Source organism: Synergistetes bacterium HGW-Synergistetes-1 (genome assembly GCA_002839185.1).
In the GTDB taxonomy this organism is placed as follows: domain Bacteria; phylum Synergistota; class Synergistia; order Synergistales; family Synergistaceae; genus Caenicola.
This window is the reverse complement of record PGXO01000001.1, coordinates 218,516-243,947: the sequence shown is the minus strand read 5'-3', so window position 1 is coordinate 243,947 and position 25,432 is coordinate 218,516. Positions and strand designations below refer to the sequence as shown.

At 47.4% G+C, this 25,432-nt stretch carries 21 protein-coding genes and 1 other RNA gene; all 22 read left to right on the top strand.

The window, feature by feature from the left end; genetic code table 11:
* Window positions 1-36 precede the first annotated feature (36 nt).
* The 22 genes from CVV54_01185 (at window position 37) to CVV54_01080 (ending at window position 25,409) form a co-directional block, all read left to right on the top strand.
* Complete coding sequence (locus CVV54_01185) at window positions 37-1,806, top strand: V-type ATP synthase subunit A (protein ID PKL05620.1); 1,770 nt, start codon at window positions 37-39, stop codon at window positions 1,804-1,806.
* The gene (locus CVV54_01180; protein PKL05619.1) at window positions 1,796-3,214 is read left to right on the top strand and encodes a V-type ATP synthase subunit B; all 1,419 of its coding nucleotides are present in this window, start codon (window positions 1,796-1,798) and stop codon (window positions 3,212-3,214) included. Before CVV54_01185 ends, CVV54_01180 begins: the two co-directional genes overlap by 11 nt.
* A gap of 16 nt (window positions 3,215-3,230) precedes the next feature.
* On the top strand, window positions 3,231-3,857 hold the full coding sequence (locus CVV54_01175; GenBank protein PKL05458.1) for a V-type ATP synthase subunit D: 627 nt from the start codon (window positions 3,231-3,233) through the stop codon (window positions 3,855-3,857).
* Window positions 3,858-3,970: 113 nt separating this feature from the next.
* Window positions 3,971-4,320, top strand: an RNA gene (gene rnpB, locus CVV54_01170) — RNase P RNA component class A.
* Between the two features lie 296 nt (window positions 4,321-4,616).
* Window positions 4,617-5,042: a division/cell wall cluster transcriptional repressor MraZ gene (mraZ, locus tag CVV54_01165; protein ID PKL05457.1), complete on the top strand. Its 426-nt coding sequence runs from the start codon at window positions 4,617-4,619 to the stop codon at window positions 5,040-5,042.
* Window positions 5,039-5,998 (top strand): 16S rRNA (cytosine(1402)-N(4))-methyltransferase RsmH, encoded by a 960-nt coding sequence (locus CVV54_01160; protein PKL05456.1) that lies wholly within the window; start codon window positions 5,039-5,041, stop codon window positions 5,996-5,998. Before mraZ ends, CVV54_01160 begins: the two co-directional genes overlap by 4 nt.
* The gene (locus CVV54_01155) at window positions 5,973-6,374 is read left to right on the top strand and encodes a hypothetical protein (GenBank protein PKL05455.1); all 402 of its coding nucleotides are present in this window, start codon (window positions 5,973-5,975) and stop codon (window positions 6,372-6,374) included. Before CVV54_01160 ends, CVV54_01155 begins: the two co-directional genes overlap by 26 nt.
* Window positions 6,361-8,076: a penicillin-binding protein 2 gene (locus CVV54_01150; GenBank protein PKL05454.1), complete on the top strand. Its 1,716-nt coding sequence runs from the start codon at window positions 6,361-6,363 to the stop codon at window positions 8,074-8,076. Before CVV54_01155 ends, CVV54_01150 begins: the two co-directional genes overlap by 14 nt.
* A 94-nt stretch (window positions 8,077-8,170) precedes the next feature.
* Window positions 8,171-9,679, top strand: a complete 1,509-nt coding sequence (locus tag CVV54_01145; protein ID PKL05453.1) for a UDP-N-acetylmuramoyl-L-alanyl-D-glutamate--2,6-diaminopimelate ligase — start codon at window positions 8,171-8,173, stop codon at window positions 9,677-9,679.
* Window positions 9,680-9,752: 73 nt separating this feature from the next.
* A complete protein-coding gene (locus CVV54_01140; protein ID PKL05452.1) occupies window positions 9,753-11,258 on the top strand; it encodes a UDP-N-acetylmuramoyl-L-alanyl-D-glutamate--2,6-diaminopimelate ligase in 1,506 nt (501 codons plus the stop codon).
* The gene (locus CVV54_01135) at window positions 11,258-12,652 is read left to right on the top strand and encodes a UDP-N-acetylmuramoyl-tripeptide--D-alanyl-D-alanine ligase (protein PKL05451.1); all 1,395 of its coding nucleotides are present in this window, start codon (window positions 11,258-11,260) and stop codon (window positions 12,650-12,652) included. The genes CVV54_01140 and CVV54_01135 overlap by 1 nt, the downstream gene beginning before the upstream one ends.
* Before the next feature lies 1 nt (window position 12,653).
* On the top strand, window positions 12,654-13,619 hold the full coding sequence (locus CVV54_01130; protein PKL05450.1) for a phospho-N-acetylmuramoyl-pentapeptide-transferase: 966 nt from the start codon (window positions 12,654-12,656) through the stop codon (window positions 13,617-13,619).
* A 46-nt stretch (window positions 13,620-13,665) separates the two neighbouring features.
* Window positions 13,666-15,036: a UDP-N-acetylmuramoyl-L-alanine--D-glutamate ligase gene (murD, locus tag CVV54_01125; GenBank protein PKL05449.1), complete on the top strand. Its 1,371-nt coding sequence runs from the start codon at window positions 13,666-13,668 to the stop codon at window positions 15,034-15,036.
* Between the two features lie 12 nt (window positions 15,037-15,048).
* The gene (locus tag CVV54_01120; GenBank protein ID PKL05618.1) at window positions 15,049-16,170 is read left to right on the top strand and encodes a cell cycle protein; all 1,122 of its coding nucleotides are present in this window, start codon (window positions 15,049-15,051) and stop codon (window positions 16,168-16,170) included.
* 3 nt (window positions 16,171-16,173) lie between these two features.
* Window positions 16,174-17,244, top strand: a complete 1,071-nt coding sequence (locus CVV54_01115; GenBank protein ID PKL05448.1) for a UDP-N-acetylglucosamine--LPS N-acetylglucosamine transferase — start codon at window positions 16,174-16,176, stop codon at window positions 17,242-17,244.
* A gap of 14 nt (window positions 17,245-17,258) precedes the next feature.
* Window positions 17,259-18,689 (top strand): UDP-N-acetylmuramate--L-alanine ligase, encoded by a 1,431-nt coding sequence (gene murC / locus CVV54_01110; GenBank protein ID PKL05447.1) that lies wholly within the window; start codon window positions 17,259-17,261, stop codon window positions 18,687-18,689.
* A 1-nt stretch (window position 18,690) separates the two neighbouring features.
* The gene (gene murB, locus CVV54_01105) at window positions 18,691-19,575 is read left to right on the top strand and encodes a UDP-N-acetylenolpyruvoylglucosamine reductase (GenBank protein PKL05446.1); all 885 of its coding nucleotides are present in this window, start codon (window positions 18,691-18,693) and stop codon (window positions 19,573-19,575) included.
* Window positions 19,538-20,359, top strand: a complete 822-nt coding sequence (locus CVV54_01100; protein PKL05445.1) for a hypothetical protein — start codon at window positions 19,538-19,540, stop codon at window positions 20,357-20,359. Before murB ends, CVV54_01100 begins: the two co-directional genes overlap by 38 nt.
* A 43-nt stretch (window positions 20,360-20,402) precedes the next feature.
* Window positions 20,403-21,758 (top strand): cell division protein FtsA, encoded by a 1,356-nt coding sequence (gene ftsA, locus CVV54_01095; protein ID PKL05444.1) that lies wholly within the window; start codon window positions 20,403-20,405, stop codon window positions 21,756-21,758.
* A 43-nt stretch (window positions 21,759-21,801) separates the two neighbouring features.
* Complete coding sequence (locus CVV54_01090) at window positions 21,802-23,205, top strand: cell division protein FtsZ (protein ID PKL05617.1); 1,404 nt, start codon at window positions 21,802-21,804, stop codon at window positions 23,203-23,205.
* 68 nt (window positions 23,206-23,273) lie between these two features.
* Window positions 23,274-24,740 (top strand): radical SAM protein, encoded by a 1,467-nt coding sequence (locus CVV54_01085; protein PKL05443.1) that lies wholly within the window; start codon window positions 23,274-23,276, stop codon window positions 24,738-24,740.
* 18 nt (window positions 24,741-24,758) lie between these two features.
* Window positions 24,759-25,409, top strand: a complete 651-nt coding sequence (locus CVV54_01080; protein PKL05442.1) for a hypothetical protein — start codon at window positions 24,759-24,761, stop codon at window positions 25,407-25,409.
* Window positions 25,410-25,432: the final 23 nt, after the last annotated feature.

Below are 25,432 nucleotides of genomic sequence, written 5' to 3'. Positions count from 1 at the left end.
ATGTGAGTGGCTACTCCTAATGCCATAGCAGGATTCATCGCAAAGATCTCCGGTCCGCTTGTCATTGCTAAAGGCATGGCCGGAGCCTGCATGTTCGACGTTGTAAGAGTCGGAGACGCAGGCCTTGTCGGTGAAATTATTGAACTGAAAGATGATACGGCTTCTGTTCAGGTATATGAAGAAACTTCCGGACTGAAGCCCGGAGAGCCTGTTGTCAGCACGGGGGAACCTTTAAGTGTTGAACTTGCACCCGGACTGATAGAAGAGTTTTTCGACGGCATCCAGCGTCCGCTTGAAAGCATCGAAAAAACGGCTAACAGCCCGTACATACTTCGCGGAATAAGTGTTCCCGCAGTGAGCAGGACTAAAAAATGGGGTTTTGTTCCATGTGTTGAAGCCGGAGCTGAAGTTGCTGTCGGAGATTTCCTTGGTTCTGTACAGGAGACCGTCCTTGTGGATCACAAGGTCATGGTTCCGCACGGAGTCAAAGGAAAGGTTAAAGAAATCAAACAGGGAGATTTCACAGTAGAAGAGACCATCGCTGTCATTACAGACGCAAAGGGTAATGACCACGAGATCAAACTTCTGCAGAGATGGCCTGTACGTAAACCACGTCCTGTAGTAAAGAGACTTCCGCCGGAAATACCGCTTACGACCGGACAGAGGGTTGTAGATACATTTTTTCCGATAGCCAGGGGAGGAACGGCATGCGTGCCAGGACCTTTCGGTTCAGGAAAGACTGTTATACAGCATCAGCTTGCAAAGTGGGCTGACGCAGAAATAGTTGTTTACATCGGATGCGGAGAACGCGGAAATGAGATGACGGATGTTCTCCTTGAATTCCCTGAACTTGAGGATCCCCGTTCGGGACAGCCTCTTATGAAGAGGACCCTTCTTATAGCAAATACTTCCAACATGCCTGTCGCTGCCCGTGAAGCTTCAATATACACGGGTATCACGATAGCGGAATATTTCCGTGACATGGGCTATTCTGTAGCTCTGATGGCCGACTCGACATCGCGCTGGGCGGAGGCTCTGCGTGAAATGTCTGGACGTCTTGAAGAGATGCCAGGAGAAGAAGGTTACCCCGCTTACCTCGGGACAAGACTTGCATCATTCTACGAAAGAGCAGGAAGGGCTATCTGTTTTGGAAGCGACGGAAGAGAAGGGGCCATTTCTGTTATCGGAGCGGTCTCACCTCCGGGAGGAGACCTTTCGGAGCCTGTCACACAGAACACTCTGCGCGTTACAAAGGTTTTCTGGGGATTGGACGCACAGCTGGCTTACCAGAGACATTTCCCTGCTATCAACTGGCTTTCGAGTTACTCCCTCTACGCCCATACTCTGGGTGAATACTGGGATGCCATATATGACGGAGAATGGAGCACATACAGAACTGAAGCGATGAGCCTGCTCGAAGACGAGGACAAGCTGAAGGAAATAGTTCGCCTTGTCGGTCTGGATGCCCTTTCCAAGGAAGAAAGAATGGTGCTTGAGACTTCAAAATCAATAAGGGAGGACTTTCTGCACCAGAACTCATTCCACGAGATAGACACCTACGCATCTATGGACAAGCAGTTCAAAATGCTCAGAAACATCCTCACTTTCCATTGTCTTGGAATGCAGGTACTCGTCCGCGGAGGAATGCTTCGCTCTGTTATTGACCTTCCTATCAGAGAAGATATCGCACGTATGAGATACATTGAAGAGAGTGATCTGGAGAACTTAGACGTTCTTGAGACTGCAATAAAGACTGAACTCGGGAAACTGAGCGCTGCTGGAGGTGGCCTTGATGATGTTGCCTAAGGAGTATAAAACGATCTCCAACCTCTCCGGTCCGCTTATGGTGGTTGAAAAGATCGAAGATGTCAGCTATGACGAACTGGCGGAGATCCGTCTCGCCAATGGTGAGCGCAGGCGCGGAAGGGTACTGGAGATTTCAGAGACCAAAGCTCTTGTTCAGGTTTATGAAGGAAGCACCGGCATAGACGTCAACACCACCCAGATAAGGTTTCTGGGCGATGTCCTCAAGCTGCCTGTCTCAAAGGACATGCTTGGACGAATATTCAACGGAAGGGGAGACCCCATAGACGGCGGTGCCCCTATAATTCCCGAAGCATACCTTGATGTCAACGGAGACCCTATCAACCCGTTCTCACGTGACTTCCCGTCAGAGTTCATCCAGACAGGCATCTCGACGATCGACGGAATGAACCCCCTTGTCAGGGGCCAAAAGCTGCCGATATTCTCCGGAAGCGGTATGCCTCATAACCAGATAGCAGCCCAGATAGCACGCCAGGCTACGGTTATCAGCGGCCACGCTAATTTTGCTGTTGTATTCGCAGCGATGGGCATCACCTTTGAAGAAGCATCTTTCTTCATGGAAGACTTCAGGAAGACGGGAGCCCTCGAACGTACGGTAATGTTTGTAAACCTTGCAGATGACCCTGCGATCGAGCGTATTTCAACTCCGCGCCTTGCTCTTACAGCAGCTGAATATCTTGCTTTTGAACAGGGCATGCACGTACTGGTAATACTTACTGACCTTACGAACTACTGCGAAGCGCTGCGAGAGATCTCAGCTGCACGTAAAGAGGTCCCGGGCCGCCGCGGCTACCCAGGCTATCTATATACTGACCTTGCCACAATGTACGAGAGGGCAGGAAGGCTTCGCGGCAAAGAGGGATCAATTACGCAGCTACCGATACTCACAATGCCTGAAGACGACAAGACACACCCCATCCCGGACCTTACGGGATACATCACTGAGGGGCAGATCATTCTGGCAAGAGGACTCCACCGCAAAGGGATATATCCGCCTGTTGATGTCATGCCCTCCCTTTCCCGTCTTAAGGACAAGGGAATAGGAAAAGGCAAAACCCGCGAGGACCATGCGGACCTGATGAACCAGCTCTTTGCTGCGTATTCAAGGGGTAAGGAAGCCAAAGAACTTGCAGTCATCCTCGGAGAGGGAGCCCTTTCTGATGAAGACAAGGCATTCGCCAAGTTTGCAGACCTCTTTGAAGACAAATATGTACGTCAGGGAGAATATGAGAACAGGACCGTAGAGGAAACCCTGCTTCTTGGATGGGAACTCCTGACCATCGTTCCTACCAAGGAACTTAAGCGTGTGAGGGACGAGTATATCGATAAATATCTGAAGCCGCTGGTCGAAGCAAAAAAAGACGAGACGCTTGAGATCAAAGAAGCATAGGAGGGGGTGACCTCTAATGGCGAAGGCACTGAACGTCAACCCCAACCGGATGGAGCTTTCAAAGCTCAAAAGACAGCTTGTCGTAGCCAAGAGGGGGCACAAACTGCTGAAAGATAAGCAGGACGCACTCGTTAAGGCCTTTCTTGCGAAAGCGAAATTTGTCTGGGAACTCAGGCAGGAGATCGAAAAAGAGATCAGTTCCTGCTATGCGGGTTTCCTGCTTGCAAGAGCACAGACTCTGCCGGAAATGCTGGAACAGACCCTCATGAACGCAGGCGGAAACATGAGAGTAAATGTACATTTTGTAAACATAATGAGTGTACGCGCCCCTTCGTTTGAGCTGCCTGAACAGAAAGTCGAGCTCAACTACGGACTTGGCACTTCACCGGGAAGCCTTGACATTGCACTTGAGCAGTTTTTGAAACTTATGCCAAGGCTGGTAAAACTTGCCGCTGAAGAGAAAGCCCTCAGGTCAATGGCTCTGGAGATAGAGAGGACAAGGAGAAGGGTAAACGCACTGGAGCACGTAATGATCCCTTCGTTTGTTGAAGCAATTCACTCTATCTCAATGAAGCTCGAGGAAATGGAACGCTCAACCCTTTCGAGGCTGATGGTCATAAAGGAGATCGTCCGTTCCCACTAACAGCCTTGCATTTTAAAAATCAACATTCCCTATCGACTGGCCTGAATCAAAGTTTAACTTTGATTTTGGGCCAGTCGGTCTTATGTGCAGATAAAATCTGCTATACTTGTGTTGGGAGTACAAGATCCAGCCGCCGGCGCTATGCGCGGGAGGAAAGTCCGGGCTCCGCAGGGCGGGATGCAGGATAAAATCCTGCGGGTGCGAACTCAGGGAAAGTGCCACAGAAATATACCGCCTGCGAAAGCGGGTAAGGGTGAAAAGGTGGGGTAAGAGCCCACCGGCCGAAAGGGTGACCTTCGGGCCAGGCAAACCCCATCCGGAGCAAGGTCGAATAGGGGAGTATGAAGCTGCCCGCTGACTCCCGGGTACGACCGCTTAAGTCCGTCTGCAAGGGCGGAATTAGATAAATGGCTGGAGAGGACCTAGTCCTTTACAAAACCCGGCTTATTGAGTGCTCCCGTTTAAAGAGTGGCGACAGGTTTTAAAACCTGTCGCCACTCTTTTTTAAGTAAAAAGTACAATAAATTTAAAATATTAGGTTTTATGATTTTTCTTTGTATGCATACACAGAGGAACCAATACGCGTTTTTATAACAAAAAAGCTATCAAAACCCTGTCATAATCAAACAATTTTAAGATTTTGATTCTATAGGACTAATTTAGATTATAGGATTAAATTTTAAGGTCTTGCATTGTGATATCATTGGGTTTAATGTGGGACAAAGTGGTACAAAGTGGAGTAAAGTGGGTGATTTATCTATGCTGGTGGGAAGTTATAACCATAAACTTGATGGTAAGGGCAGAACTGTATTGCCCGCTCGCTTCAGGGGAGAACTGGGTTCTTCCATAGTTGCGACTATCGGCATAGACCGCTGCATAGCGCTTTATCCTGTCAGCAGGTGGGAAGAGCTGATACTGAAGCTTAAAGATCTTTCTTCTTTCAAAAAAAAGACCCGCGATTTCAGAAGAGTATTGCTATCTATGGCCACCGAATTGGAAATAGACGGTTCAGGGAGGGTTTTGATACCTTCAGGGCTCAGGGAGTATGCAGGAGTGGATCAGGAAGTGACACTCATCGGCCTTGAAGATCATCTCGAGGTATGGGATAGCATCAGATGGGAAGAACAGCGCAGCGGAGTCCTGATGGATTTCAGTGATCTCGCTGAGGATCTTGAAGGAATATGAAAGAACATGTCCCGGTAATGGTGAATGAGGTGCTTGAAGCACTCATGCCCTGGGAAAATGTCGGGATAACGGTAGATGCGACATTGGGGCTGGGAGGGCATTCCGGATTCATTCTTAATAACTGTACTGGTGCCTATGTAATAGGATTCGATCAGGATCCATACGCAAGAATAATAGCTCAGGACAATCTGTCGCGGTTTTCGGAAAGATTTGAAATTGAAGCTGACAACTTCAGGCACATTGAAAAGCTAAAAGAGAGACCGGGATGGACAGGTGCGTCAGTCGTTCTGTTCGATCTGGGGGTCTCGAACATGCAGATCACAGAGTCAGACAGGGGTTTTTCTTTTCAGGAGGACGGTCCGCTGGATATGAGAATGGACGCAGCCGAGGAGACGAACAGCGAACTGACTGCGAAGGAAATACTTGACAGCTGGTCAATAAAAGAGCTTACAGAAGTTTTCAGGAAATATGGAGAAGAGCAGTATGCGTACCAGATCGCCAGAGGCATCGTCAGAAATAGAGAAGCAGGAGAAAGCATCGTCACTACAGGGGATCTTGTCGAACTGATAAGGAAGATACTGCCCGCCCCGGTCCAGAGAAAAATGGGAGGACATCCCGCAAGAAAGATCTTTCAGGCGCTGAGGATAGCGGTAAACGATGAAATGAATGCTCTTGAAGAAGCTCTGGATGGATCACTGAAGATACTTGCCCCCGGCGGGAAGATCATAACGATATCTTATCATTCGCTTGAGGACAGAATAGTTAAAACCAGATTCAGAAAGTGGCAGGAGGAAGGTTTGGGCCGGGCAAAGCCAAGGAAAGCCATAACTCCCTCAGAGACCGAAATAGAAAACAATCATAAATCAAGAAGCGCTAAACTCAGGATTTTTGAATCAGAAACAGAAATTTCCAGGAAAGGTGACAAAGCCGATGCAATACACAGAATGCCGACATGAAAATGAAAGACCGCATTCATCACTTTTCGTAATTTGCTTTTTATCTGTTTTTATATGCGCAGCTGCGCTTGGGACCCTGCGTCTTTATGGTTTGTATCTTGAACATCGCATTTCTGAGACGGCAGGAAGGATCGAAGCATGCAGGGAATCCAATCTCGACATGTCGAAAAAATATTCGGAACTGCTTTCACCGGCAAGGATATACAGTTATGCCCGAGAAGAGCTTGGCATGGTGAATGCTGAGGATATAAGGACAGTCAAAGTAGATAATTCTGACATCATGGTGGCTCAGGCGGTCGTATATCCTATGGAAGAAAAAACAGGTTTTCTTGATTACATCAATCCTTTTGTAAGGAAGGCACATGCCAAGAATTAAAAAGAATGAGCCTGAGAACATCAGACGGTCAAAGTCTGTGTGGAAGGCCGTATATTTAGTGCTGATAATCCTTGCGGCAGGTACGGCATGGATCCAGCTCAGCCCCGACACAAGAGTAGTAAGGCAGTCGCAGAGACAATACTGGGCAAGCGTGGCAGTCAGTGCCTCCAGAGGGGAAATAAATGACCGTAACGGGATCCCGCTGGCAGTCTCTGTGCCTGCCACAAGTTTTTTTATAGACCCAAAGTATTGGGATCCTAAAAGCGCTGATCTGCTTTCAAAACCATTCGGCGAAAACATAGCAAAGAAATTCTCCAAAAATCTTCTGGGCCGATTCCATTGGGTCATAAGGAATGTTCCAAAAGAAAAAGCAGATGCATTTTTAAAAAAAGAGATTCCGGGACTCTATACGATAAGCGAGAGGATCAGAGTCTATCCCCATGGAGAGCTAGCATCACATGTTCTTGGTTATTGTGATATTGATGATTACGGACAGGCCGGAGTTGAGCTTGCCTGGAACCACATACTTTTCTCGCCTCCCAGGACAAGATTTATGACAAGGGATTCCAAAGGAAAAACATTGGATATCATGGGTGGAAAATCAGGAGTCCTGAAAAACACTTCCGGCTCGATAAGACTGACGATAGATTCACGGATACAGCAGATAATGGAGTGGCGTTTGAGCGAAGGGGCAAAAGCCGCAAAAGCTTCATGGGGCGCCGGTGTCTGTGTGGATCCTAATACCGGAGAGGTTATGGCTCTTGCAAGTTATCCTTCGTTGGATCCAAATGACAGGAAAAATCTTAAAGATCAAAATGCAGTAAGGAATAATGCAGTAGGAAGAGTGTTCGAACCCGGATCGATCTTTAAGCCTATTACAATGTCAATAGCGGTCGAAACAGCTGCTGCTAATAAGAACAGTACTTATAACTGCAGAGGCACCATGAGGCTTGCAGACAAGTCCATGAGCGAAGTCAACAAAAGAGCGCACGGACTCCAGGATCTTACTCACGTATTGATGAATTCCTGCAATATTGGAATGAGCATTATGTCTATGGGAGTACCGAGGCATCAGGCATACGGAATGCTCAGGCAGTTCGGTTTCGGTGAAAAAACAGAGATCGAGCTTGCGGGAGAGGAGTCGGGGCTTATCAAATCCCCCGAAGAGTGGCTTGGAACTGTTCCAGCAAATATTTTTATCGGACAGGGAATCGCGATTACTCCGCTGCAGGCGGTCATGGCGATCGGCAGCATAGCCAACGGCGGATCGCTGCTGAAACCTTATCTGATAGCAGAGGTACAGGACAGTGATGGCAAGGTAATACATAAAGGCGGACGCAGGGTACGCTATCAGGTCATGTCGCCCAAGACCGCGGAGTTTATGAGGAACGCGATGAAAATGGTTGTAAGTGAAGGTGGAGGCAAACTTGCTTTTACGGAAAAAGTTTCAATATCGGGTAAAACAGGGACTGCCCAGATCGCAACGGGTGGCGAATATACCAAAGGACATTATGTCGCTTCTTTTGTGGGTTTCTGGCCGTCTGAAAAACCAAAGTATGTGATGATAATCAGCCTCGGTGAGCCGCAGGGTGCCAGGTACTACGGCGGCCAGATAGCGGCACCTATATTCAAAGCGATTGTTGAAGACATTGTGCAGGTATCTCCTCCTGAAAAGGATCTTATGAAAACCGAATTAAACTGAAAGATCGGTGAGTATTAACTGATAATTTATTTCTTGACCCTTTGAATATATTGGTAATAAAATTGCGCTTTGGGTCTGATTGAGGTGTATTTGTATGAAGTTTAGCACTCTGGTTTCATTGTTGAAAAAAAGCCCTCTAGATGTCAGGATCCACAGTACTTCAGATCCCGGAAATCTCTTGCTGACTGAAGTTGATAATTTGGTCTCGGACAGCAGGAAAGTCACAAAGGGTTCTATTTTTGCATGTGTGGAAGGCGAGCATTCAGACGGGCATGACTTTGCGCAGGCGGCACTTTCCTTAGGTGCAGCAGCTCTGCTTTGTGAACACCCCTTAATTGATATCGATATTCCACAGCTGGTCTGTCCTGACGTCAGGAGAAACATGGGCCGGGTCGCCTCTAAACTGTATGACGAACCTGTTTCCAGGCTTAAGATGATTGGGATAACTGGTACCAACGGCAAAACTACCTCTACATTCATGACAAAGTCTATTTTGGAGAATTTAGGAATAAAGACAGGCCTGCTTGGGACAGTCTGGTGTGACGACGGGATACTGAAAGAAGATGCAGAGCACACGACACCGGAAGGCTCCGACCTTCAGGCCTGGCTCCACAAAATGGTCTTAAACGGATGCAGTACCTGTGTAATGGAGGCTTCATCCCACGCCATAAGTCAGGGACGCATCGACGGGGTACTCTATGACAGGGCAGGTTTTACCAATCTGACTGTAGATCATCTCAATTACCACCTTGACATGGAATCCTACTTCGAAGTAAAAAGCAGCCTCTTCAAAAACTACATGCGCGGTGACTGGCGTGCGGCCGTTAACCTTGATGACCCGTACGGAGATCGTCTTCACCGGGAACTTGGAATACGCTGCGTTGGATACAGTCTTATGAACAGCGAGGCGGATTTTTGCGCATGTGTGAAAAAAGTTTCGGTTGAAGGCATGGATGTAGAGATAAAAACACCCGATCTGAAAAACCCCACAGAGAGAAAATTTCCGCTTCTTGGCGTCTACAATGTTATGAACGCTCTTCAGGCCCTCTCTCTTTCCTGGACACTTGGCATAGGATGTGAAGCCGCGCTTGAGGGACTTGTCAAAATGAGGCAGGTGCCGGGCCGCCTTGAAAGATACCTTATTGAAGAGAGCGGAACATGTGTAATAGATTTTGCGCATAACCCGGACGGTCTTGAAAAGATCCTTACTGCACTGAGGACAATATGCGAGGGGAAACTGACAGTTGTTTTCGGCGCAAGCGGAGAGAGCGATATAAGTAAGCGCCCCCTTATGGGAGAGACTGCATCCAGAATTGCTGACCAAGTGATCATAAGCTCTGACAATCCCAAAAGCGAGGACCCTGCAGCCATTGCCGCAGAGATACTTGAGGGAGCCAAAAAACATGCGGCTGAATGCAGTGTTATTATCGACAGAAACGAAGCAGTTGATTTTGGCCTTGAAAACCTGAAGAGCGGAGATATACTGCTGCTTGCCGGCAAAGGTCCCGAATCTTATCAGATACTGAAGGAAGGGCCTGTCCCATATTCTGATAAGAATGCAATGGATGCTTGGTGCAGTAAAAGGGGCAGAAAGTATATCTGATAATATTTGTATTTTCAACTCTCCTCATTAAATATTAAAATTTGAAAACTGACCTGTAAGCGGGGGTGTTTTTGTGAAAATAAGAGAATTGCTTGCAAAACTTGAAAAAAGCGATCTGAAATACAGATTGTGGCTGCCGGAGAACCGGAGCTCGGAAAATGACCCTGAAATTTCCCAATTGGTTTCAGACAGCAGAAAGGTTCTTCCGGGGACGATATTTGCCTGCGTTAAGGGAGACCACAGCGACGGGCATGACTATGCTGAAAAAGCTTTCACATCGGGAGCTTCTGTACTGCTGTGCGAACGGAAGCTCGACCTCCAGGTGCCGCAGATCATTTCTGAGAATATCAGGCGCAACATGGGGATAGTCGCATCGGTCCTTTATGACGAACCGGTAAAGAAACTGACGATGATCGCCCTGACCGGTACAAACGGAAAGACTACATCTACTTTTATGACAAAATCGATCCTTGATCACGCAGGGATCAAAACAGGCTTGTTGGGTACTATATACTACGATGACGGAGATCAATTTGTGGATGCCGAACATACTACCCCCGAAGGCTCCGATCTTCAGTACTGGCTCAGCAGGATGGTCAATAACGGCTGCAGCGCATGTGTAATGGAGACCTCTTCCCACGCGATAGTTCAGGGAAGAATAGAAGGAGTTTTCTTTGACCGGGCAGGCTTTACGAATCTGACAGTAGACCACCTTGACTTCCATAAAGACATGGAATCCTACTTTACGGCCAAAAAGACCCTTTTTGAAAAATATATGCGAAACAACTGGATGGCTGCAGTAAACAGTGATGACAGCTATGGGAGGCGCCTCATAAGCGACCTTGGCAGCAGGGCGATCAGTTATGGCACAAGTGAAAAAGACTCAAGATTCTTTGCTGAGGTCAAGGGAACTTCGATCGAAGGCATGGATGTCGAAATAAGCACACCGGATTCAAAGATACCGGTTGCTTCACGGCTTCCTTTGCTGGGAGAGTACAATATCATGAATGCTCTTCAAGCTCTTTCAATATGCTGGTCACTGGGAGTACGCGACAAAACTGCAATGGAGGGGCTGCTGTTGATGAAACAGGTTCCCGGAAGGCTTGAACGCTACATAATATCAGGCTCTGGCACATGTGTGATCGATTTTGCCCACAGCCCGGACAGCCTTGAAAAAGTGCTTATGTCCCTCAGAAGCGTCTGCAAAGGGAAGCTCTTCGTTGTCTTCGGTGCCGGGGGCGACAGGGATAAGACAAAACGTCCCATAATGGGTGAGATAGCAGCAAGGCTTGCTGATTCCGTCATCATTACTTCGGACAACCCAAGAAGCGAAGATCCTGACGTCATAGTTTCCGAAATAGAAGAGGGAGCGAAAAAACACTCTCTTGAATACACAATTATAGTAGACAGGAAATCAGCGATATTTGAAGGGCTTAGCAGGACAGGCCCGGATGATATCCTCCTGATAGCGGGGAAGGGACCTGAACCATACCAGATACTGAAAGATGGGGCGATACCGTTCCTGGATAAAAACGTCATGCTGGAGTGGTGCAGGGAAAAAGGCAAAGAGGTGATCTGATGTCACAGTCCAGGGTTTCAGATGCTGTTTTATGGTCAGGCGGAATACATTACGGGCCTGATATCCAGTTGTGCCGTTCATGGAAGAATGACAGCAGAGAAGTAGGTCCGGGAGATGCGTTTGTTGCATTAAAAGGTGAGAATGCAGATGGGCATAATTTTGTGCATAAAGCAGTAGAAAGAGGAGCAAAGCTTCTGCTTGTAAATTCGGACAAGATAGAAGAACTCATGCTTCTGGAGCTCGAATATGCAGGGATTGCAGTTATAGCAGTTCCCGATACAGAAAAAGCACTTGCAGAGATAGCCCGCGAATATCTAAAAGTTCAGGCACCCAAGGTAATTGGAATAACTGGCAGCGTGGGGAAAACGACAACCAGGGAGCTAACAGTGAGCCTTCTGCAGCCAGGTAAAAAGGTCCACAGCGCTATCAGAAGCTTTAACACTGTCATCGGATGCAGCCTGACCATCCTTGCCATGCCTGAAGATACGGAAATATTGATACTTGAGTTCGGGACGAACCATTTTGGCGAGATAAGGGATATGGTATCACTCTTTCCTCCTCACCTGGCGATCATCACTGAGGTCGCTCCGGCACACCTGGAAGGCTTCAAGGACATTGAAGGCGTTCTAAGTGCCAAAATGGAGATATGTACCTCGGAAAAACTTGAAATGATAATATATAACTCAGATAATGAGCTTCTTAAAAATAAACTGTCTTATAATTATAATAACATTATGAAAATCGGAGTTGGAATTAAAGAACAAAGCGGACTTAAAATCGTTGATTCTGTTATCTCACTGTCGGGTGAAGGAGCTCTTCTAATATCTTCATATGATCTTGATGGAAAACGCTTTGAACTTAAGACCGGACTTTTCGGATCCCAGCATTCGTATAATGTTGGTTATGCCTTCATTGCGGCACAGAGTTTTGGAGTGGAAATTTCAGAAGCCACAGAAATACTTCTAAAATTCTTGCCAATATCAGGTAGAGGTATATGTAAAAAACTGCCCCAAAATCAATGGGTAATAGATGAGGCATACAATGCCAATCCCCGCTCAATGATGGCGGCGATCGAAAATACCATAGAAGTGGCAGAGAGTTCAGGGCTTTCGGCATATGCCGTACTTGGCGGAATGAGAGAACTTGGCGGGGCTTCGGCTCAATGGCATATGGAGATACTCAGGTCGCTCCCCGCGTTCAGCAATGTCATTCTTTTGGGAGAAGAATGGTTTGACCCAACGGTCGAAATGCCTGTCAACGCGCAACGGTACAGGACGTTCGAAGAAATAACAAACCTCACCCGTACAGTATCCTTTCCTGATTCAGTGATTTTGGTAAAGGGTTCAAACTCTTACGGACTAAAGAGGCTTGTGGCACTATTAACGGAGGGTTAATATGTACACTGAATTTGTGATGGTCTTCACTTTGTCCTTTTTTGCTGAAATATTTTTTCAGCAGTTATGGATAAAGAAAATGCACGGATTGAAAATAGAGCAGGTAACAAAGCTCTATGGACCGTCATGGCATGAAAAAACCAAAACTGGCACTCCGACAATGGGCGGTATTATTTTTGTTCCGGTTTTCCTTGTTTCCATATATGCAGGATCTTTTCTGAGCACATTTGCTGACCTGAATACACTTGCAAAAATAGCACTTTATCCCGTGCTAGCAGCAGTGGTAGGTTTCTGGGACGACTGGATCAAATATTCCAGAAGATCAAGCGACGGTCTTAAAAGCATGGAAAAACTTGTCCTTCAGATAATAGTGACCATTCCATGGGCTGTGTGGGTCACACCTGACTCTATGCTGCTTTTTCCGACGATCCTGATACCCCGGTATGTGGGGATCGGGCTTATCACCTTCACGGGTGTTGGACTTCAGAACGCGGTCAATGTAACCGACGGTCTTGACGGACTTGCTGCCGGATCTGTACTGATCTCGCTCCTTGGAGCACTCTCTTTTCTGGGTGGTGAACCCTCCGTGATCATCTCGATCGGTTCTGCAGCCGGCATATGTTTAGGTTTTTTATGGCATAATTCATGCCCGGCGAGTGTTTTTATGGGTGATGTAGGGGCGCATTTCTTTGCCGGACTGCTTCTTTCCCTCTGTGTAGTATCAGGAGCTTTTATTTTTATCATTCCCATTTCGTTCATATTCGGACTGGAGATAATTTCCGTCGCAATTCAGATAATCTCAATTAGATCATTCAACAAAAAAATATTTCTTATGAGTCCTGTCCATCACCATTTTGAAATGCTGGGATGGAAAGAGACCCAGATAGTCACACGTTTCTGGATAGTTCACGCAGCAGGTATGCTTATTTTGATGTCGCTGTTGTTTTTATTGATATTTATGGTATAAATAGTAGTTTGGCATTCAGCAAATTTTTTCGGTTGGAGGCTTCAAAATGGAGAACAATACTGTATATAAGGGCAAAAGGGTCTCTGTGATCGGCGCCGGAGTGAGCGGCAGATCACTGGCTGAACTTGCCAGAAAACTGGGAGCTGAAGTATTTGTCTCCGATCTCAAAAAGATCACTGAAGAGAGTGTAAAAGCTTTTGACGTTATGGGAATAGATTGGGAAGAGGAAGGAAATACAGAAAGGGTTCTTGCCTGTGACGAGATCCTCCTCAGTTCAGGAGTATCTCAGGATATACCCATTTTAAAGCTTGCAGTCTCCAAAGGGATCCCTGTGACAGGCGAGCTGGATTTTGTCTATCCCTACATGTCTGGCAAAATAATAGCTGTAACTGGAAGCAACGGGAAGACGACAACAGCCTCTATGACGGGGTTTCTCCTGGAAAGGTCCGGGGCGGCTTCGATGACAGGCGGCAACATTGGAAATCCCGCAGCGAATGCAGCTTATGAGAAGAATGACTTTCTGGTGCTTGAACTCAGCAGTTTCCAGCTGAACAAGGTAAATAAATTCAAATGCGATATTGCTGTTGTGACCAACCTTGCACCGGATCACATCGACTGGCACGGTTCTTACGAAAAATACGTGGAAGCAAAGGCCAACGTTATACGGTCACTTGCTCCGAACGGAAATGCTATCTACCAGTATAGGGATTCGAAAGAACTCAATGTGCCGGAGGGCATGGGGTACCCGTTAAGCTGGGGAAAGTCTGACAACAGCAAAAAAGGGATATATATAGACAGAGAAAGCTCTGCTGTTTTCATCTGCGTTAAGGAGGAAGAGGAGCCGATAAGGCTATTTGATTTCGACGCAGTTAAACTGCTCGGATCCCACAATATTGAAAATACTGCAATGGCATCGGCGGCCCTTGTGCTGCTGGGGCATGGGCCTGCGGATCCTGCAATTATCTCTGATTACCAGCCGCCAAAACATCGCTGCGCCTTTGCAGGATCGATAAAAGGAATCACATTCGTTGACGATTCGAAAGGCACTAACGTCGCGGCAACAGTGACCGCAATGAGTTCTCTGAAAGGAAGTAAAATAATAATTCTGGGAGGACAGGGCAAAGGCGAGGATTATGCGCCACTTGCTGAAGCGGTTTTGAAATATGCAAAAAGTGCTGTCCTGGTTGGTGCAGAAAAGAAAAAGATAGCATCGGCGCTTGATGCGGCCGGATATGTAAGCTATACGATAGTATCGACCATGGAAGAGGCGGTAGAAAAAGCATACAGGAACGCAGTGCCAGGAGATACAGTGCTACTCTCGCCCGCATGTACGAGCTGGGATATGTATCCTAACTACGGGGCGAGGGGAGACCATTTTTGTGAGCTGGCAAAAGGGATAATAGAGAGAGATTCTTAAGTCATGAACGGCATGGAAGAAGTTAGGGAGAATAAAAAGAAATTCAGGATCAACCCATTTATTTGGGTCATCCCCCTGATTTTGAGTGGGGTAGGGATTCTTATGATAACTTCGACAACAAGCCCGAATTCTTTTACCCTTACAGGGACTCCCTTTCAGATGGGAATAAAACAGGCACAATGGCTTCTTGTCGCGCTAACGGGAATGTTTGTGGTCTTTGCCATACCTCTGCGATTCTGGTTCAAATTGAGTGCTCCCATACTGATATTGACCTGGGTGATGTGCTGGCTGCCGCTTATTCCGGGGGTAGGCATGAATGTGGGAGGGGCCAGCCGATGGATAAATGTTCCAGGATCATCTGTCTCCATCCAGCCTGGGGAGCTGCTTTGCCTTGCGGTAGCACTCCACCTTGCAAAGCTGCTTTCAAGATGGAACAAAGACCCTGGAAAAGCATTTTTATCTACGATAATACTTGTGGTGCTTGCTGCAGTACCGCTTTCACTGCAGCCTGATCTCGGAACGATAATATTGATTTTTTTAGTCTCCATGGGTATGTACGTGGAAAGGATAGGATGGAAGTGGCCTGTTATCGCAGGCGGACTGCTTGGCGGCTGTATTTTCCCGATGCTGATTTTTTTTGAGCCTTACAGGATGAGGAGAGTTTCAGCATTCCTGGATCCCTGGAGTGATCCGCTTGATAAGGGTTTTCAGGCGATACAGGGACTTATTGCATTTTCCAATGGAGGATTTTGGGGCGCCGGGTTGGGACATGGTTTTCAGAAACTCAACTACCTGCCTGCGGCATACACCGATTTTATTTATGCTGCTATAGGAGAAGAGCTTGGCCTTATGGGTACGTTGGGCGTTATAGGACTTTTCGCATTCTGGGTAAGCCAGACGAAAATGATCTACTACAGGGTCCCTGACGGCTTTAAGACGTCCCTTACATGGGGAGTCACTCTTACAGTGGTGATTCCGCTGGTAATAAACGTGGCGGGAGTGACAAAGCTCATCCCATTGACCGGGATGCCGCTTCCTTTTATCAGTTACGGCGGCACTTCACTTTTGACAATGTGGTCCAGGATAGGAATAATGCTTCGCCTGGAAAAAGAGAGCTATCTGAGAGAGGGATAGGCCATGACGACCAGATTGCTTCTTGTAGCAGGAGGAACAGGCGGCCATATATGGCCGGCAATATCTTTCGGACAATGGATCGGGAAAAACAAACCTGATGTGTCTGTCTCATATATTTGTGGAAAGCGCCCTCTTGAACTTGAGATATACAGTTCTGCTGCCATAGAGCCATATAAGCTGCAGATCGACGGCTCTCCGTTTTCCGGGCAGGGGCTGGATAAGATCAAAAGAACATACAGCCAGCTTTCAGCAATAAAAAAATCGGTCGATTTCCTCAGGTTTTCGGCCCCGGACTGTGTACTGCTCTTTGGTGGGTATGTATCCTTTCCTATGCTTATGGCCTGCAAGATACTCAGGATACCTTTTGCGGTACACGAGCAGAATGCCTACGCAGGAAAGGTTTCGAGGATAGCATCAAAGATGGGAGCTGAGATTTTTTCAGGCTGGCGCGAATGTCTGCCTCTGCCTTTTTCGAAATACACAAGGATAGGAGTGCCTGTGAGGGAATTTCCCCAAGTTCCTCCGAAGGATGCATGGAATGAACTTGGATTGCAGGGAGAGCTCCCGAACGGTCCAAGGCTTCTGGTATTTTCAGGCTCGCTTGGCAGTACTTCTATAAAAGATCTTGTAATGGATATATCCTCGGAGGAAGATTTTGCAGACTGGACATTAATTCTCCCAGCCGTCTCTGAAATAGCGGAGAAAGTAAAAGAAAATGTATTCCTTCTTCCCAGGGTCTGGAAGACAGAACTTCTATACAGCCTGGCGGACATGGCAATAGTCAGGGGCGGAGGATCTACTCTCACAGAGGTCTCAGTCCTTGGGATACCATCTCTTGTGATACCCTGGGAAGGCGCCGCGGACAATCATCAGTATCACAACGCGGTCTCCTTTTCCTCAGAGAACAGAGCTATATTATGGGACGGCAGGGGAACAGGCAAGGATTTTGCCAAAAGCCTGATCAGACTGTATGATATCCACTTGGATAAAAACAACATTGAACGAGGAAAACAGTATAATAGCGCAGGGCAGATATGCCAGGACCTTTGGCTTGCGCTTTCTTCCTGTTATTGAAAGGAGAGTTATTTTTGGTACTTGTTACTGACAAAGACCTAAAAACGAAGAATATCCACCTGATGGGGATAGGCGGGGCAGGAATGAGCGGCCTGGCCATCCTGCTTGATCAGATCGGCGCCAGGGTCTCAGGGTGTGACATGATACAGACCTCATACATGAAAGGTCTGAAGAAAAGGAACATTCCTATAGAGATGGGACACGATGCAAAACATATAGATGACTTTATGCCAAATATTCTTGTCTATTCAAGCGCCATCCCCCAGGACCACTCTGAAATATTGAAGGCGTGGCAGCAGGGTATAACTGTTTCCCGCAGGGCAGAAATACTCAGCCTGATATTCAATTCAAGGAGAGGTGTCGGGATCGCCGGTACTCATGGCAAGACAACGACTTCTTCAATGATCTCGCTCATTGCTGAACTTGCAGATATAGATCCAACTGTGGCAATTGGGGGAGAATTGGCTGACATAGGCACCAACGCCAAACTCGGACAGGGTGAGTACATGGTTGCCGAGCTTGATGAAAGCGACCGCTCCTTCGTATATTTCCATCCAGAGATAGCAGTGGTGACAAATATTGACTGGGATCACAGGGATCACTATATGACATTCAAATCTGTAACAGATGCTTTCGCTGAATTTTTAGCCCACAGAAAAGAGGGCGGCAAAAACATAATCTGCATGGAAGATCCCGGTGTAAACACCCTCTGTTCCGATTATGGCATTTCTGATGGAGTGATCACATACGGATGGGGAACAGGTTGGGATTGGGGAGCGACAGAGGTACAGCACAACGATGGCGGAGGTGTCTCATATACCCTCAACATGAAGGGTGAGAGGATAGAAAGGATGATCCTTTCTGTTTCCGGGGAACACAATGTGCTTAACTCGCTTGCGGCATGCGCTGCCGCTCATGAGATGGGGATCCCCATTGAAAAAGTGAAAAACGCACTCTTAGGATTCAAAGGGGCAAAACGCCGCCTGCAGAAGATGGGAGAAGTAAGCGACATCCTTGTATACGATGACTATGGTCACCATCCCAGTGAGATCTGTGCTACCCTTAGCACTGTGCGTAAAATATTCCCCAAGAGAAGGATAGTCACCGTTTTTCAGCCACATCGTTTCAGCAGGACAGCAGCACTATACAAAGAATTTGCAGAGGCGCTTTCTCTTGCAGACAGAGCATTTATACTCCCGGTGTACGGTTCCGACGAGATGCCGATCGAAGGCGTTACTTCCAAGATGATCTTCGATGCTGCATCAGAGGACAACAGGGCACATTATGAACTCTCCGGCAATTTTGACGACCTCGTCCGTTCCGTTTGTGTGACCGCCAGGAGCGGCGATGTTATCCTCACCATAGGAGCCGGGAGCGTAGGTACACTCGGTAAAAAAATATGCGAGACACTTGAACTGATGAGCAAAGAAGAGGGGATAGAGTGATTTGCAGAGGGACCATCCTCTAAAAGATCTGAATACATGGGGAGTAGGAGGTGTCTGTAAGACATTTGACTCGCCAAGGACAGCGGAAGAAGCCTCTGAGTCTGTTGCTGCAGTCTTAAATCAAGATCTCCGGCTCTATGTGCTTGGAGGCGGGTCCAACGTGCTTGTATCCGACGAGCCGATCAAAGCTGCGGTGGTCCATACCGAAAAATTAGATTTCATCAAACTAACAAGGTCAGGAAACGGCGAAAGCATTGAAATAGAGGCAGGAGCCGGAGTATCTGTGAAAAAACTTCTTGCTCTCACAATTGAAGAACGACTGGGTGGCCTGGAATTTTTGACCGGTATCCCTGGTACACTGGGTGGAGCTTTGTGGGGCAATGCCGGCGCGTGCGGATGCGGATTCAGCGGCCTTATCAAAGAGGTTTGCGCTGTTGACTGGAATGCGCGCACGATCAGGCTTGGCGAAGATCTGTTTCAATGGAGATATCGCTCATGTCCTGTAGACGAAAGTATCGTAGCACTTATAACATCATGTGTGATCTCATTAAAAACCACACCGAAGGAAATGATCTTTAATAATATCAAAAGGTTTGCCGGAATGAAAAAGGGCCAGCCTCTGGGAAAAAAGACAGCCGGATGTGTGTTCAAAAACCCTCCGGGAATGTCTGCTGGCCTCCTGCTTGATGAATGCGGCTGCAAAGGTATGAGGATAGGCGGGGCCGTAGTTTCGGGTTATCATGCAAATTTTATTGAAAATGACGGGGATGCCTCATCCCGGGACATATATACACTTTGTGAGCTTTGTAGGGAGATGGTCCTGAAGCTGCATGGGGTAAATCTGGAATATGAAATTAAATTTCTGGGCAATTTCAAGAAGGACTAAAAAGAGGCTGAAAGTCCTTTTGCTTGTCTTATCCCTAGCCGTAGGTATGCTTGCAGCTGCGGAGTCAAGGTATGCTATTTTCAGGCTTCATGGGATCGATATCGATCCGGTCGGGATTCTCTCCGAACAGGTCGTATGGGGCACTGTAAAACCGCACCATGAAAAGATCTGGATCCTGCTGTGGCTCTCCAAGGAAGAATACTGCGAAAATATCGAAGCCTATTACCCTGTCAACCTCAGGATGGAACTCTCGGGATGGGGAAAATTCAGACTTGAGATACTGCCTCTTGAGCCTGCGTTCAGAATGTACTGGGGCGGCAAATTCTGGTATGTTGCAGCTGATGGAAGGACATGGCTGAGTTCGCTCAGGGAGAACACCTTCATAAGGTCTGAAAAGGCAGACGGTCTTCCGCTGCTCTCATGGAGCACGGACAGAGCGACCCCGCTGGATCTTTCAGGGGATCACGGAAACGTTTTTTTCTCCAGCATGCCGATAGAGAAAGTATTACTTTGGTACGACAACCTCAAAGCGCTGGGTTGGTCAGAAAAGGTAAAATTCATCCAGGCCGGGTTCAGAGAGGGCAAAGATGTTGTCAATCTGATCTTTTATGGTCAGGAAAGGAACAACGGCGCGAACATAATGCTTCTGGACGATCCAAAGGAATGGCAGACAGCCGGACTGGCTATCAAAAAAATATATCCTGATATTTCTAAAATTTCATCCAACGTCTTTATAGATACTACATACAAGGGTAAAATTCTTGTGAAAAATAAGGTACAATAAGAGTCGAAAATGTTTCTCATCAAGAAGAGAGGGGGCTATTTGATTGTTTAAGAAAGCCTCAGGTTATTCATCGGATCGGGAGCCCGAACTCCTTGCAGGACTTGACCTTGGTACCAGCAAGGTCACAGTTGTTGTTGCTGAAAGAGAGCATGGGAGTGAGGAAGCTCAGATCATCGGTGTTGGACAGGCTCCGTCAAATGGTATAAGAAAGGGACTGATAGTTAATCTTGACCAGGCTGTTCGCTCTGTAAGACAGGCTGTGAGCGATGCGCAGAATATGGTAGGTCAGGATATTACCGAAGTTACTGTGGCTTTTGGCGGAGGTGAAGTGACCAGCATTCGCACAAAAGGAATGGTTTCCCTTGGCCGTACTCCACGTCCAGTTATGCAGCTCGACATTGAAAGAGTTATTGAAGCTGCTCAGGCCGATGTAGCAGTACCGGCGAACCAAAGTATACTGCACACGATCCCGGTCGAGTATTCACTTGACGGGAATGTAGGTATAGATGACCCGTTGGGCATGACGGCTATCAGGCTTGACATCCAGCTGCAGTCTGTGATAGTTCCGACATCGACGATCCAGAACGTTTTGAACTGCGTAGATAAGGCAGGACTTGATGTTTCGGGGCTTGTGCTCAAGCCTCTTGCAGCGGCACTGGGAGTTATCTCCCCTGAAGAGGCCCTTGCCGGCGCTGTTGTTATCGATATAGGCGGCGGTACAACAGGAGTTGCGGTTTTCTCTGACGGAAGGCCGAAACATCTTGGTCTGATATCAGTGGGCGGCGACCACATAACCAACGACATCGGAAGCGTCCTTAAACTGCCGCTGAATAAATCTGAAGAACTGAAAAGGGAAATATCTGTCTTCACCGGGCCGGAAGATCCTGAGGAGACAGTTGATTTCGTTTACAACAGCAGAAACTACAGCATTGCCAAGAAGGACCTGCATGAGATAGTAAGGTGCAGGATGGAGGAGCTCTGTGAAGTCCTTATCCGCCCCCAGATAAAAGCAGCGGGTATTTCAATGCTGCCTGCAGGGATAATATTGACGGGCGGGGTCTCAAAAACAGAGGGCATAGACGCTTTTGTTCTGGATGTAATGGACCTTCCTGCAAGAGTATCCTCGCCGCTTGATGCCAACAGGATGCCTCCCGGAAGGAACAGTCAGGAATACTCAGCCGCGGCAGGTATCATACGATACATATCGGAAAGAGAAAGAGATCCGTTCCGCTACCTTGACAATCCGCTGATCCGCGGGGTATCCGGAGAAGATGCCGGCAGACCTTCCATAGTACCTGAAACAAGAGTCAGGATAAAGCTGGATGAAAACAACAAAGCTTCAGGTTCCGGCTTCAATCCGCTTGAAGGTCTGAAAAATGCCTTCAAGGACCTGTTTTAGATATGACCCTGAATAATTTAAAGGGGGATTTTTTGTGGTCGATATGACTGAAATATTTCAGTTGGATAAATCAAATTACCCAACAAGGGAAGTAATAAAGGTCATTGGTGTCGGCGGCGCCGGCAACAATGCGTTAAATCATATAATAAGGGGCGGACTCAACGGAGTTGAGTTTATAGCTGCAAACACTGATATGGCTCATCTTGAACTCTCTGAGGCACAGAACAGGATAATTCTGGGCAAAGAACTGACAAAAGGTCTTGGCGCAGGTTCTGACCCTGAGATCGGTTTCAAATCTGCCCAGGAATCAAGGGAAGAGATCAGAGCAGCCATTGAAGGTTCAGATATGGTTTTCATCGCCGCAGGTATGGGCGGTGGAACTGGTACCGGAGCTGCTCCAGTTATAGCCTCTATTGCCAAGGAAGCCGACGCCCTCGTTGTGGCAGTGGTTACCCTTCCGTTTTCGTTCGAGGGAAAACGCCGCATAGCACAGGCTGCACAAGGTGTGTCACAGCTGCGGGACAAAGTCGATGCGCTGATAATTATCCCCAACGACAGGCTGCTCAGCATAACAGAGAAAAAGACAACGATAAATGATGCGTTCAGGATAGCTGATGGAGTGCTGCACCAGGCTGTTCAGGGGGTTACAGACCTTATCCTGCGTCCGGGACTTGTCAACGTTGACTTTGCTGATGTGAGGACGATTATGTCCAACGCGGGTTCTGCGATAATGGGCATTGGAGAGGGTTACGGAGAGAAGCGCGCCGCAACGGCTGCCTACAATGCGATCAACAGCCCGCTAATGGACACCAATATGAACGGGGCAAAGGGCATCCTCTTCAACATCACAGGCGGAGCAAATGTCGGCATACACGAGATCAACGAAGCTACAAGGATCATTACCGAAGCTGCGGACGATAATGCCTTCATAATCTGGGGACATGTATTCGATCCTGAAATGGATGATTCCATACAGATAACAGTTATTGCAACCGGTTTTGACAATCATGAGAAAAAAGAAGTATCAGCTGATCCCGGTTTCTCAAGAAAGGTCGACATTTCAGCTGTAAGACACCTCAACGCTTTTAGCTCAACCAGAAACACACCTCAGCCTCATGTCCAGCAGTCTGCTGACCAAGCTGAGAAAAGATCCGCTTTAAAATCCTTTTCTGTTCCGGTAACCAAAGAGAGTGTGATCGAGAAGCCTGCTGAAACAAGAGAAGAGTGTTTCTATGGCGACCTCAAGAAAACAGCTGCAGAGGAAAATAAACAGCCTCAGCCGTCTGTCTCTGCACAGGAACAAGATACGCCCACTGTAATAAGAGTGGCAAGGACAACACCGACACAACCCACCCATACTCAGGACGAGGACATGTTCAAGGGAAGCGGTGCTCCTGTAGATCAATTTGATATTCCTGCTTATTTAAGGCGGAGGCGTGAATCCTGAAAACGAAAAGAGAAGCAGGCTCTTGCACAGGTAAGATCACCGCATGGCAGAGCTGGAAAGAATTTCGCATGGATGAAGAGTGCGTAGCAGAGCTGCCCAGGGGAGGAGACCTTCCTTGGGCACTCTTTTACCCGGCAGATTACTCCGTTGCGTCATCAAGCCTGGGATATCATTATATTTACAGGTCTTTAAAGGAACTTGGCGTTGCTGCGGAGCGTTTTTGCAATGACCCGGTGCCATTCCGATCAATAGAAGGGGATACTCTTCTGGAGCGTTTTCCTGTAATCACAGCAAGCGTTGCATACGAAGGAAATGCGGAGATTTTTTTCAAGTGGCTTAACTCTGCCAATATACCGCTTCATTTTGAGGACAGGCTCTCAGGAAGCTATCCAATTATCGGGGCCGGGGGTGCAATGTCGTACATCAATCCGCTCCTTCTTTCCGCTGTCTGCGATTTTATTATTTTAGGAGATGCCCTTGATGCACTGCCATTCGCCGTCAAGTCTCTGCGCAGGTATCTGTCCACGGGGAACAAGGAAAAACTTCTTGACGAACTTGCGGAACATCCGTCGATATTAGTCCCGCCGCGACATATAAGAAATGGCAGCGTAGCAGTAAAGAGAGTCCTTGCTAACGATCAGCCGCTTGATGCAGTCCATCCTATGAACAGCACCTGGCTGACCCCCAGAAGCTCATTTGGCAAGACACTGCTTGTGGAACTCCAGAGAGGCTGTGTCCGAAACTGCAGTTACTGCACCCTCCCAGGATGCTTTGGGAAAATGAGGTACAGGGATTCAGGAATGATAAAAGAGAGGCTTGAAGAAATATTCTCACTATGCGAGGTCGACCAGGTCGGACTTGTGACACCTGAGGCGGGTGATCATCCTCAGATCGAAGATCTGCTGGATTTTTTTGAAAGCAAAAACAAGGGGGTCTCTTTCGCATCCCTGAGGATCGACCGGCTGACAGAAAAAATGCTCTACGCCCTTAAAAGGGGAGGAAGGCACAGCGTGACTGTCGCACCGGAAACAGGCAGCGATGAACTGCGTTTTTCGTGCGGCAAGAAATTCAGCAACGATATTATCCTGGAAAAACTAGGTCTTGCAGCATCTCTTGGAATAGATCAGGCAAAACTGTATTTTATGACAGGGCTGCCGGGTGAGACCGATGAAGATATCAAAGCCATAGCGGATCTGTCCGGGAGGATAATTGCAGAGACAGGACTAAATCTGATACTTTCAGTAAATCCTTTCGTGCCTAAACCCGGTACGGTATGGAGCGCGATGGCGTTTGAAGGAACAGCCGGGATAAAAAAGAAATATGAGATCCTGATTCAGGCACTCACAAAAATTAAGAAGAAAAGACCTCAGTTGAGGATGACGAGTCCAAAAGAAGCAGAAAGCGAGTTTTCTCTTGCCTGGTACGGGTATAATGAGAGCGTGGCATTGGCTAAAAATAATGGAATTTCAAAAAAAGTACGTTTTGATCCTGCCGCCAGAGCTAAAACGCTGTTAGAATTAGAACATCTATGGTAGTTTAATGGGGGTGACTGCATGGTTACAAGAAGAACGCGGAACTATAAGGAAAAAAAACCAATGGCTACGTTTGGTCAGTTCATACTGCCGTTAACTGTAATAATGGCGGTCGCACTGCTTTTTTTCAGTGTAAAACTCTTTTTCTTCAATTCAAACGAAACAGACGATATTGTCTTCAACGAGCAGGAAACTGCAAATCAGGAGTCAGTTCAGCCGGCACAGGAAGAGAATGTTACTGTTCAGGATCCGGTTGATCCGGCAGGACAGAAAAAGGTTTCAATAAAGCCTGCCCAGCCTGTAGATGTCAAAAAGGAAGGGCAGCAGAAAAAAGTATCAACTGAAACAACGCAAGTAAAAGCGACAGCAAAACCTGCCGCCTCAGCCAAAGAAACCACAGCCCAAAACGAGAAAGTCCAGGCTGCCGCTGTTAAGGAGCCCAGATGGGACGTCCAGATAGGAGCATTCGCATCAAAAGAAAACGCGCTCCAGCTGATACAAGATGTGAAGGCTAAGGGATATACGGCCTACCTGACTGAAGATAAGAAAGACGGAGCCCCCTTTTACAAAGTGCGTGTAAAAAACCCGGAAATTGGAAGAGAAGAGGGCGCAGTTTTATCAAAGAAACTGGAGAAAGATGGATATCCCTTTTTTCTTGTTGAGATAAAGTAGCCTTTGTTAAAAATATAAAGATA